4 protein-coding genes and 2 pseudogenes are annotated in these 12,749 nt (G+C 43.4%); 4 read left to right on the plus strand and 2 right to left on the minus strand.

Annotation, left to right across the window (positions count from 1 at the left end; all coding sequences use genetic code 11):
- The 4 genes and pseudogenes from IQ244_RS15365 to IQ244_RS15380 form a co-directional block, all read left to right on the plus strand.
- Nucleotides 1-167, plus strand: a pseudogene (locus IQ244_RS15365) (IS701 family transposase); the annotation flags it as partial.
- A 46-nt stretch (nt 168-213) separates the two neighbouring features.
- Nucleotides 214-2,835, plus strand: a pseudogene (locus tag IQ244_RS15370) (tetratricopeptide repeat protein); the annotation flags it as partial.
- Between the two features lie 196 nt (nt 2,836-3,031).
- Nucleotides 3,032-6,505 (plus strand): CHAT domain-containing tetratricopeptide repeat protein, encoded by a 3,474-nt coding sequence (locus tag IQ244_RS15375; RefSeq protein WP_193895506.1) that lies wholly within the window; start codon nt 3,032-3,034, stop codon nt 6,503-6,505.
- Nucleotides 6,506-6,571: 66 nt separating this feature from the next.
- Nucleotides 6,572-7,861, plus strand: coding sequence for a hypothetical protein (locus IQ244_RS15380; protein WP_193895508.1), 1,290 nt, complete (start codon nt 6,572-6,574; stop codon nt 7,859-7,861).
- A 35-nt stretch (nt 7,862-7,896) separates the two neighbouring features.
- Here the strand turns inward: IQ244_RS15380 and IQ244_RS15385 are convergent, their stop codons facing one another.
- Together IQ244_RS15385 and IQ244_RS32525 are read right to left on the minus strand one after the other, a co-directional pair.
- Entirely contained in the window at nt 7,897-8,445 is a 549-nt protein-coding gene (locus IQ244_RS15385) for a GIY-YIG nuclease family protein (protein ID WP_193895510.1), read from the minus strand.
- 182 nt (nt 8,446-8,627) lie between these two features.
- Nucleotides 8,628-12,692 carry a DNA-directed RNA polymerase subunit beta'' gene (locus tag IQ244_RS32525; protein WP_193895512.1) on the minus strand — a complete coding sequence of 1,355 codons (4,065 nt, stop codon included), beginning with the start codon at nt 12,690-12,692 and terminating at the stop codon, nt 8,628-8,630.
- Nucleotides 12,693-12,749: the final 57 nt, after the last annotated feature.

A 12,749-nucleotide genomic window follows, 5' to 3' on the forward strand; every position in this document is an offset into this window, starting at 1 on the left:
GATGGAAGAATACTTTAAATAATCTTCGTTTAATTGTTCAACCTCTTTTATTATTTTGGTTGATTTATCCCTGGCTAAATGTTTTTCCCAATTCCGATTTATTGCTTGGATTTAATCACCTAATTTTCACAATGAACCAATTTAAACCTTTTTTCTCTTCTGGATAATTTCATTTATTTACTACTTGCTTATTTCGGAAAGTGACAGAAGAGGGATAAACAGCAGGCGCTGCAATTTTACAACCAGTCCCTACCACTAAGAAGGCAAGTCAGGGATAAAACTGGGGAAGCCGCTACCCTAAATAATATCGGCGGTGTCTACTCAGATTTGGGAGACAAACAGCAGACGCTGCAATTTTACAACCAGTCCCTACCCCTAGCACGGCAAGTCGGTGATAAAACCCAGGAAGCCGTCACCCTCAACAACATCGGCAGTATCTACGACGATTTGGGAGATAAACAGCAGGCGCTAATATATTACAATCAGTCCCTACCTCTAACCAGGCAAGTCGGAAATAAGACCCAGGAAGCCAGAACCCTCAACAACATTGGCAGTGTCTACTCTGCATTAGGAGACAAACAGCAGGCGCTGCAATTTTACAACCAGTCCCTACCCCTATCACGGCAAGTCGGTGATAAAGCCCAAGAAGCCAGAACCCTCAACAACATCGGCAGTATCTATAATGATTTGGGAGACAAACAGCAGGCACTGCAATTTTACAACCAGTCCCTAACCCTATCACGGCAAGTTGGGGATAAGACTGGGGAAGCCACCATCCTCAACAACATCGGCCTTGTCTACGACGCATTGGGAGATAAACAACAAGCGCTCAAATTGTACAACCAGTCTCTACCCCTATCACGGCAAGTTGGGGATAAGACTGGGGAAGCCAGAACTCTCAACAACATCGGCACTGTCTACTCAGATTTGGGAGATAAACAGCAGGCGCTGCAATTTTACAACCAGTCTCTACCCCTATCACGGCAAGTCGGGAATAAAATGGGGGAAGCCGTCATCCTCAACAACATCGGCGGTGTCTACGATGATTTGGGAGACAAACAGCAAGCGCTGAAATTTTACAACCAGTCCCTACCCCTAGCACGGCAAGTCGGTGATAAAGCAGGAGAATCCACTACTCTTTATAATTTGGCTTACCTAGAACGCGACAGAGGAAATCTCCAACAAGCCCTCACCCAAATTGAAGCAGCCATAGAACTCATTGAAAACTTACGCACCAAAATCACTAACGAACAACTGCGTACTTCCTACTTTGCATCGAGACAAGGAATTTACCAGTTTTACATTGACTTACTCATGCAACTGCACAAACAAAACCCAACCCAAGGCTACGATGCTAAGGGTTGGCAAGCCAGTGAAAAATCTCGCGCCCGCAGTCTAATAGAATTACTCACAGAAGCAAACGCCGATATTCGCCAAGGTGTAGAACCAAAACTACTCGCAGCAGAACGCAACTTACAACAGCGAATAGATACAACTGAAAAACGCCGTTTAGAACTTTACAACAGTGGTAAATACACCCCAGAACAAGCCCAAGCTATAGAAACCGAATTTGCCTCTCTCGTCAAAGATTATCAAGATATCCAAGCCCAAATTAGATTTACTAGTCCCCGCTACGCCGCCTTAACTCAGCCGCAAACACCCTCGGTTCCAGAAATTCAGCAACAAATCCTTGATGATGACACTTTGTTGTTGCAATACTCCCTCGGTGAACAACGCAGCTATTTATGGATGGTGAGTAAAACCAGCATCAGCAGCTATGAATTACCCAAACGTGCAGATATCGAAATTCTGGTTAAACAGTTTAATTATCTGTTAAAAATTCGCTCTTACAGCCTCCGCAGTAACAGAGAAATCGGTGCAGAATCTGGGTTGGGGACTTTTCGGAGTTCTGAGGTGGTGGCAAAAATTAGTCAAATTTTGTTGCAACCAGTGGCGGATAAATTGGGTAATAAACGTTTGCTAATTGTAGGTGATGGTGCTTTGCAATATCTACCATTCACCGCCTTACTCGAACCTGAGACTGTCGGTAAGAATATCCAACCTCTCATAGTTAAGCATGAAATTATCAGCCTACCTTCAGCTTCTACCTTGGCAATTATTCGGCGTGAACACCAAGGACGGAAAATTGCACCAAAAACTTTAGCTATCATCGCCGACCCAGTTTTTAGCAACGATGACGATCGCCTACAATCCATTGTCACCCAAAATACCCCCATCCCCATCAATCCCAAGTTTGCTTTTGAACGTCTACGCTTCACTCGCCAAGAAGCCGAGGCAATTTTAGCTTTAGTCCCCAAATCTCAAACTCTCCAAGCATTAGATTTTGCAGCTAACCGCGCCTTTGCTACTAGTCCCCAACTCAGTAACTATCGCCTAGTCCACTTTGCCACCCACGGCATTTTTGATACAGAAAATCCCAGTTTATCTGGGGTGGTGTTGTCGCTATTTGACAAACAAGGCCGAGTAGAAAATGGCTTTTTACGTCTGCAAGATATTTTTAACCTGAAACTTCCTGCGGAATTAATTGTTCTCAGTGCTTGTGAAACTGGGTTAAGCAAAGAAATCAAAGGAGAAGGATTAGTTGGCTTGACAAGAGGTTTTATGTATGCAGGGAGTTCGCGTGTGTTGGTGAGTTTGTGGAGTGTAGATGATGAGGCGACATCAGAATTAATGCAGAAATTTTATACCAAAATCTTGAAACAGAAATTGACACCAGCCGCGGCACTGCGATCGTCCCAGTTGGAGTTGTGGCAAGAGAATTATTCTACACCTTATTATTGGGCGGCGTTTACTTTACAAGGTGAGTGGAAGTGATACTTAATACAAAGCTTTTCGGCACAGAGATGATAGTATATTTGGGATTTTTTACAGACGACTTTCCCTATTCAGATTTATAGAGAAATAATAATGCCATCTATCTATAGTCGGGTTTTTTCATTAAAAAATCCTAGCTATACAAACCCTAAACGTATAGTGAAGCAGATACAACTTCTTGTTAAAAAATGTTGTTATGACTAAGAGAATTGAAGGTCACAAGAAGCCAAGAAGATTTTTAGCGGCGTTCACTAGTTACACTTCCCTTCTCTTGGTTAGCATAATTATCTTTGCTGAATCAGGTGTAGCTGCTAGAAATTATGTACTAAATATTACTCAACAACCACAAGGAAATTCATCAGAAGTCAACCATACTACCGCAGAGAAAATCTTTCAAGAAGGAGAAGAGTTACTAGCGCGAGGTACAGCTGAATCACTAAAACAGGCGATCGCTAAATTTGAAACCGCCTTAAAGCTATGGCAAAAAATTGGCGATGCTAAACAACAAGCTATTACACTCAACGAACTAGGTTTTATTTATGATGCCCTAGGCGACAAACAGCAAGCACTAGTATTTTTCAACCAGTCTTTGCCTCTCAGAGAGCAAGTAGGAGATAAAGCTGGGCAAGCCGTGACTCTCAACAACATCGGCGGTGTCTATGATGCCTTGGGTGAAAAACAGCAAGCACTCAAATACTATAACCAGTCTCTGCCAATCTCACGACAAGTAGGAGATGAAACTGGGCAAGCCGTGACTCTCAACAACATTGGTGGTGTCTACAATGCCTTGGGAGACAAACAGCAAGCACTCAAATACTATAACCAGTCTCTGCCAATCTCACGACAAATGGGCAATAAAGCCCAGGAAGCAATCACCCTCAACAATATAGGCGGTGTCTACGACGCTTTGGGTGACAAGCAACAGGCTTTGATGTACTACAACAAATCTCTGCCCTTATCACGACAAGTAGGAGATAAAGCCGGACAAGCAGTGATTCTCAACAATATCGGTGGTATCTACGATGCCTTGGGAGACAAACAACAAGCTTTGACGTACTACAACCAATCTATGCCTTTGAGAAGGCAAGTAGGAGATAAAACCGGAGAAGCCATCACTCTCAATAACATTGGTGGTATCTACGACGCATTGGGAGACAAACGGCAGGCTCTCGCATTTTATAACCAATCTCTAGCCCTATCACGACAAGTAGGAGATAAAGCCGGGCAAGCAGTTACTCTCAATAATATTGGACGTGTCTACGACTCCTTAGCAGACAAGCAGCAGGCGCTGACATACTATAACCAGTCTCTGCCATTAAGACGACAAGTAGGAGATAAAACTGGAGAAGCCGCTACTCTCAACAATATTGGCGGTATTTACGATGGATTGGGAGACAAACAGCAGGCTCTAGCATTCTATAACCAATCTCTAGGCCTATCACGACAAGTGGGTGATAAAGCCGGCGAAGCAACTACCCTCAACAACATTGGCGGAATCTACTCTGCATTGGGTGACAAACAACAGGCACTCAAATACTACAACCAGTCTCTGCCCTTGAGACAGCAAGTAGGAGATAAAACTGGAGAAGCTGTCACCCTAAATAACATTGGCCGTGTCTACGATTCATTAGGAGACAAGCAACAGGCACTCAAATACTACAACCAGTCAATGCCCTTAAGACGGCAAGTAGGAGATAAAACTGGAGAAGCCGTCACGCTGAATAACATCGGCCGTGTCTATGACTCATTAGGGCAGAAACAGGAGGCACTCAAGTACTACAACCAATCCCTATCTTTATCACAGCGAGTGCGTGATAAAGCAGGGGAAGCAACCAGCCTCAATAACATTGGCGGAGTCTACTCTGCGTTGGATGACAAACAGCAAGCCCTAGTCTACTACAATCAGTCCTTGCCCCTCAGACGACAAATGAGAGATCAAGCTGGAGAAGCCATTACTCTCTATAACATTGCTTATCTAGAACGTGAGCAAGGCAACCTCAAAAAATCTCTGATTCAAATTGAAGCAGCTATCAAGTTGATCGAAAATCTCCGGACGAAAATCACTAACGAGCAACTGCGTACCTCTTATTTCGCCTCCCAGCAAAACATTTACCAGTTTTCCAATGACTTATTAATGCAGTTGCATAAGAAATATCCCCGCCAAGGCTATGATGCTTTGGCGCTGCAAACTAGTGAAAAATATCGATCGCGCAGTTTGTTGGAACTACTAACAGAAGCTAATGCTGATATTCGCCAAGGTGTAGAACCTAAACTACTAGAAGCAGAACAAAACCTACAACAGCGACTAGATGCAACCGAGAAACGCCGTTTAGAACTATACACCAGTGGCCAATACACTCCAGAACAAGCCCAAGTCTTAGAAAACGAACTGGCCTCACTGATCAAAGACTATCAAGAAGTACAGGCACAAATCAGATTTACCAGCCCCAAGTATGCTGCACTAACTCAACCTCAACCCCTTTCTCTCAAAGAAATTCAACAGCAGGTATTAGATGACGATACTCTGTTATTGGAATACGCCCTCGGAGAAGAACGCAGCTATTTGTGGGCGGTGAGTAAAACCAGTATCAGCAGCTATGAGTTACCTAAACGTACAGATATTGAAAAAGTTGTTAAGCAATTTAACTATTTATTGAAAATACGCTACTATCGCCTCACCATCAACACCAAAATAGATGCAAGCTCTGGTTTAGGCACTTTTAGTAGTTACGAAGTACTGGACAAACTCAATCAAATGCTGTTAAAACCAGTCGCCGACAAAATCAAAAACAAACGTCTGGTGATTGTTGGTGATGGTGCGTTGCAATATCTGCCATTTTCTGCTTTAGCTCAACCCGGAACATCAGGTAAGAACATCAAACCTCTGCTACAAACCAACGAAGTTATTTACATACCCTCAGCATCTACTCTAGCCGTCATTAGGCGCGAACACAAAGAACGCAAAACTCCGCTCAAAACCTTAGCTGTAATAGCAGATGCGGTATTTAGCAATGATGACGATCGCCTTACGAGAATTATCCATCACCCTATACCAAAACAAAATATTCCCTTCCTCAATCCCAACTTTTCTTTTGATCGTTTATCTTTCACTCGCCAAGAAGCAGAAGGCATTTTATCTTTAGTACCTAAATCTCAGACTCTACAAGCATTAGACTTTGCTGCTAACCGTGCTTTTGTGACTAGTTCTCAATTGGGTGAATACCGCATAATACATTTTGCCACTCACGGCATTTTGGATACTGCAAACCCTGCTTTATCGGGCGTGGTGCTGTCACTATTTGACGAAAAAGGGATGTTGCAAAATGGCTTTTTGCGTCTGCAAGATATTTTCAACCTCAAACTCACTGCGGAATTAATTGTCCTCAGCGCTTGTGAGACTGGCTTAAGCCAAGAAATCAAGGGCGAAGGATTAGTTGGATTAGCTAGGGGGTTTATGTATGCTGGTAGCCCTCGTGTGTTAGTCAGTTTGTGGAATGTGGATGATGAAGCGACATCAAAATTGATGAAGACATTTTATACCAAAATCTTGAAGCAGGGATTGACACCTTCAGCGGCATTGCGAGAAGCTAGGTTAGAACTATCACGAGATGAGAATTATTCTACACCTTATTATTGGGCAGCTTTTACTTTACAAGGTGAGTGGAAGTAAAAACAATTTATTTGTTTTTACTTTCAGCTGAGTTTGGGAATACTAAACTCAGCATTGAATATATTTATGGCTTTTTTACACGGAATTACTAAAATTTTTGTACGTAATAATTCTGGGATAAATTCATCTATCAACCCACAACAGATGGTGTCGCAGCAACCAACTAAACCAAAAACGTTGGCTGAATTAGAACAGGAAATAGCAGCACAAGGGCAAGTTAGTAGTACATCATCTCAACAAAAACCTGGCAAAGCCAACAGAGGTATAGGTAAGCTGATTTGGATAACAATACTTATCGGCATTCCCGCAAGTCTAGTCTGGGTGGCGAATCAGCCTGAACCAACGATTCGCCGGACTGTGGTGCAAAAAGCACCGTTTTTGTTGCTCCCCAGTTACATCAGTATGGAACAACATTATCGGCAAGCTTTGATATTAATTGAGCAAGCTGAATACTTGATTGAAAGACCAACTAGTGCAGCAGATTTGGCGTTGGGTGAACAGCAGCTGCAACAGACAAAAACACATCTCAATAACTTGCCAACTGGATTAGCTAACGATTGGCCGGAATATAAATATGGCTGGTATGAATGGCGGTTCAGCGTTTATGGTCTGAATGAACTGCGTCGTCAAGTAGGACAACTAGAAGCCCAGGTTTTTCAGGAAAAAAATGCTCAAACTTTGCTTGTTGATAATGACCAGGCATTATTAAACGCCAAACAGCAGTATCAACAAGTTACAACAATCACTGATAAAAAGTTAGCGATCGCAGCTTGGCGTTCCGCCCTTGATAAGTTAGAAGAAATCCCCAGCCAAACCTTAGCTGGCAAAACTGCCCAAAATCAGCTAGATGCTTACAAACGGGAATTTCAGGAGGTTGTGGGATTAGCCGCTGGTAATGAACGTGTTAGTGCTTTAATTACCGCCGCCCAGCAATTTTCTTGGCAAGCTGCTAAAGCTGGTCAAAATCCACCACACACAGTCACCGAATGGCAACAAATCGAAAATTTGTGGTCAGAAGCAATTAATCGTTTACAACAGATTTCTGCATCAGATGTTGTAGGTTATGCCCAAGCACAAAAGTTATTAGCCACTTATGAGACTAATTTGGGTCAGGTGAAAGTCAGACGACAAGCTGAGACAGATTCTGTACAAGCTTTAGCTAGGGCGCAACGAGAAATCGAAAACTTAGTAGCTTCCATGCCCAATGACCCTAAAAATTTAGATCGCCATCGGGTAATTAGTCAGTTGCACAGTATTATCAACCAATTAGAAAAGGTGGAGAAAGGTACAACTGTGTATTTAAAAGCTCAAGAGCTATTGCTATCGGCAAATAGTAAATTTAAGCAATTCCAGTAAAATTTTTCCATTAATTCTAACTTTTAAAATCTTATTCAAGGTTTCAAATCTAGTAATCCTTCTTCTTTTAATTTGGGATTGAACCGGAGTTGCATTTGTAAACCACGCGATTCCAAAAGTTTTAGAATTTCTGTTTCTACTCGCCGTGCGACATTCTTAATAACTTTTATTTGTGCTAACTCATCATTAGCGGGATTTTGATAACTTGTCTGCTCTTCTGGTCTCATTAAGCTTTTAACGTTGATGGGTTGTGTCCATATTTCTTTATGCTCGCCATTTCCTATAGGGATAGTGCCATTTTCAGCAATCCAAGTATTTTCAATATTTTCTAAAATTGTACGACTGGGACGTTCTATAGTTTGGCCTTTTACCCAATAACATTTTTCTGGTTGTCGGACTAAATGTTGTTTCAAGCTTAAATAAACATCACGAGAATATCCCACAAATTGTAGAGATTTATTTTGGTCAAATATTGCATACACACCTATTTTTCCTTGAAATATTTCCGTTATTTTTCCTTCTGCATCAATGTAAGGAAAATATTCTAGGGTAGTTAAAGATGGAGTATTTATTTCGTTAGTCATATATCAAATTTATGTTCTTGTTAATTAGAGTGCTGGTAAAGGCAAAAGTTACCTAAACTATTTTCTCAATAATTGAAAATTCCTCTATTTAATAATTTGAACATAGTTGTTGCAATATCGTCAAAAGAAAAAGGCAAAAGAAAAGTTTCTTTTGCCTTTTTTACTAATGATTAACTTGTGATTTACATATCGAAATCATCGTCATCATCGTCAACTTCCTCATATTCATCCTCTTCGTCATCTGGGATGAGGTCATGGACTTCATGGACTCCATCAAGAATCAAATCATCTTCATCCAGGATTGATCCTGTGCGTCGGCCACCAAATGTACTTTCTGTTAGAGAAGGTGTATCTAAATTGTAGGCACGAGCAGTGCGATCGTCTAACACCATATCCAGCGGATCATCAACTTCATCGAGAACACTGGTGGTGTCTATCGCCGCGTAATCTTCGATCGCACCGGGTTCATCATAGGTATTGTATCCAGTACCCGCCGGAATCAAGCGTCCGATAATTACGTTCTCTTTCAAACCACGCAGCCAGTCGGACTTACCTTCAATTGCTGCTTCCGTCAAGACCCGTGTTGTTTCTTGGAAGGATGCAGCCGAGATAAAGCTGTCTGTGTTCAAGGATGCCTTGGTGATACCTAACAATACTGGTGTGTATTGCGCTCTTGCACCACCTGTAATTGCCATTGCTTCGTTGACTTGTTCAACTTGGCGCAATTCTACCAACTCACCGGGAAGCATGGTGGTATCTCCACCATCATCAATTCGGACTTTGTTGGTCATCTGGCGGACAATCACTTCAATGTGCTTGTCGGCAATATCAATACCTTGGGATTGATACACTAATTGCACTTCGTTCACCAAGAATGTTTGCACTTTCTGCAAAGCATGGCTGGCGCAAGCGTAGACTCCATCCTCAGAACCCAAGCTGAAGAAAATTTCTAGAATTTCGTGGGGGTTGGATGGGCCATCAGTAATTGGCTGTCCGGCTAATACGTGATAACCATCGGGTACGATGAGGTTTTGTCCTGGGCCAAGCTGATAATCGGTAACGACACCATTGGATTCCACAACTTTAACAGCGATCGCTTCATCGCCATCACCATAAACTACCTTGACTTCCCCAGCACGGCGGACTAGGATACACGCTTCTTTTGGTTTGCGAGCTTCTAGAAGTTCTTCAATCCGGGGCAAACCTTGAATGATGTCTCCTGTTTTCGCGCGTTCAAATACCAACAGCACTAAGTTATCACCGCGCTGTACTAAATCGCCGTCTTCTATTTGCAATACTGCACCAGGGCTGACTCGGTAAGGACGACCAGCACGAAGAGTTACAGTATATTTCTGGGTACTAAGGGCTGATTCCTCACCTGCTGCTGCTGGAGCCGAATTTTTAACTTCGACAATTTCCCCAGATACTTCAGCAAATACTCCCGGAGTTATTTCGGCACCTTCGACCATCAAATCGCCCACTTTCACCTTGGGTTTAGAGGCAGTAGTCATCGTAATCATATCGCTGTGACGCAATACTAAGCAACGGCGTACAGCTTCTGTACCTTTTTGTACACCCCGAACAATACCCCCTTCTTTACACAAGATTTGGGTACTGGCGACAATGGCACCAGGGGCAATACTTTGGCCATCTTGTACTTGCAATGTTGTATGGGTACTACCTTGGGTAGCATCAGCAACAATGTCCCGCCGAATTACTAATGACTCCAAAATTACTAGCTGTAGGCGCTGGATATCTGAGTTTTCCGGATCAGGAATCAGTTCGATATCTGCTGCTAAAGGAGAAGCATTGTGGTCTTGTTCACCTTCTTGCTCAATTTCCAATACTAACTGAGTGCGTAACAGTTCCACACCTTCTACAGATTTGACACGTTCAGCATCTTTGTATGGCAAACGCTGTACGGCTCGCAATTGAATTGACCGTCCGGTTTGCTGACTCACAGATGTGGTAGAAGGTACATCTGGGGTGTTGGGTACGGCAAATTCTACAACAGGACGACTTAACAAAGCTGGGCCTTCTGGAGACTCTACATACTGGATGTAGCGCAATTCCGTAAAGGTTTGTCCCAACAATTCTTCACCAGGCTGGACAAAGGTATTATCTCGTCCGATGACAGCTTCTGGATCATCGACCATGAGTAGTTCGCCTGGTTTAACTACTACTTCCCGCAGAATGTCGTTTTTCTGGGTAACTTCTACTACACCGCTGTTTTGACAGAATATATCTTTTACTACTTCCGAGCCAGCTTCGACAAACTGACCATCTTCTACTAATAGCAAGGAGATATCTTTGTTGACCTCGTGGGTTTCTTCAGGAATCCACAGCATTGTGCCTCCCTGTACCACTTCATAACCTTGTTTGGCTTTGCCTTTCTTCTGGACTTCTAGTCCAGCGAATTTCAAAAAGCCACCAGTGGTAGTGCGGTAACGGTCATCAATTAATTCGGCAACTACTTGACCATTTTGCACTTTAGTGCCTGGGGTAGCCCGGAGGTTGAATTCCTGGTTGTTGCCTGTGGAGATGAGGTAGTTATTCCGGCCTTGAGAACTGTTAACTGTAACGGCGGCTTGGTCTAATACTACCGAAGCGGTGATGATTTCAATTTCTCTGGTACTCTTACCAGGGGTAGCTTCTGGTAAACGCACCACACCACCATGCTGACTAGTTAGCTTGGTTTCGGCTAAAACGCCATTACTCGCGATGCGATCGCCATTATTCACCACCAATTCTGCACCAGGGGGCAAGTTGTAAACTTCCCCAGACAAAATCCAAATCAAACCACCTCGTGATGCGGTGGTTGTGGTGTTACCTTGACGGTCTGTTTTTTGTTCAGCAACGACATCGGCAAATTTGACTTCTCCCGCCAAGTCAGTGGCCACATCTTTGACCGCTTTTTCGGTGTTGGTACGAGTTGTCCGACCACCAATTGCGACTTCTGCTAGTAACTGTCCTAGCTTTACCTGTTGACCATCAACTATATATAATGTGGAACCTTGGGTAACTTGAATTTCTTGGGCAACTGGCGTTTCCGAACCTTCTTTCTTGGGTTCTAACATCAAGATGCCGTTAGCTTCCACATACAAAGCATCTTCACCGTGGCGAGTACGATAGGGTCTTGTCCGCAATTTGCGCGGAATCTTGACTGTCCCCGCCATTTTTGAGCGCACTTGTTGGGCGACTTCTCCTGTAAATACACCCCCGGTGTGGAATGTCCGCATGGTTAGCTGAGTCCCAGGTTCACCGATACTTTGGGCAGCGATGATCCCCACAGCTTCGCCCAAGTCTACCATCTTGGCGTGAGCCAAACTCCAGCCGTAGCAATGTTGACAGACAGAACGTGCAGCTTCACAAGTGAGGGGCGATCGCACCACCACTTGTGTTACCCCAGCTTTTTGAATTATTTTTGCCAAGTCATCAGAAATGGGGGTGTTGCGTGGTGCAATTACTTCTTTGGTTGTAGGATGCACTATATCCTCTCCCACTACCCGTCCCATCAAACGTGTGGCCAGAGGAATCAAGGTTTTGCTACCTTCTGTCATCGACTGTAGGGCTAGACCTCTGCTAGTACCGCAATCAAATTCTCGAACAATCACATCCTGAGATACGTCAACCAGACGGCGAGTCAGATAACCAGAGTCAGCCGTCCGTAGCGCGGTATCTACCAAGCCTTTACGCGCACCGTAAGAGGAAATAATATATTCTGTGACAGTCAAACCTTCGCGGAAGTTGGTTTTAATTGGTAAGTCAATAATTTCCCCTTGGGGATCTGCCATCAGTCCCCGCATCCCGACTAACTGACGGACTTGGGAAATATTACCCCGCGCCCCAGAAAACGCCATCATGTACACGGAGTTGAGGGGATTAGTTTTTTTGAAGTGAACAACTACCTCATCTTTGAGAGCTTCACTGGTACCATTCCAGGTATCAATTACTTTCTGGAAACGTTCAACTTCTGTGATTTCTCCCCTTTGGTAACGCGCTTCTGTCGCCCGAATTTCTTCTTCTGCCGCTTCCAAAAGACTGCGCTTACTCGGTGGTACCATCAAATCATCAACACTGATGGAAACCCCGGCTCTAGTCGCGTAGCGAAAACCTAAATCTTTCAGTTTGTCTGCCATTACAGCAGTTCGCGCCGTACCGTAGTTGGTAAACGCCCAAGAAATTAAATTTCTCAATTGACCTTTGTCAACTACGCGATTGCGAAAAACTTTATTTTCGTTAGTCATTAGTCATTCGTCCTTAGTCAATAGAAGTCAAAAGGCAAAAGTAAAAAGGTAAAATTA

The sequence above is a fragment of the Nostoc sp. LEGE 06077 genome, assembly GCF_015207705.1.
Classification (GTDB): Bacteria; Cyanobacteriota; Cyanobacteriia; order Cyanobacteriales; family Nostocaceae; genus Nostoc_B.

Coding starts and splice junctions, on each gene's coding strand:
- IQ244_RS32525 (WP_193895512.1), bottom strand. CDS start 12,692: ATGACTAACGAAAATAAAGTTTTTCGCAATCGCGTAGTTGACAAAGGT.
- IQ244_RS15380 (WP_193895508.1), top strand. CDS start 6,572: ATGGCTTTTTTACACGGAATTACTAAAATTTTTGTACGTAATAATTCT.
- IQ244_RS15375 (WP_193895506.1), top strand. CDS start 3,032: ATGACTAAGAGAATTGAAGGTCACAAGAAGCCAAGAAGATTTTTAGCG.
- IQ244_RS15385 (WP_193895510.1), bottom strand. CDS start 8,445: ATGACTAACGAAATAAATACTCCATCTTTAACTACCCTAGAATATTTT.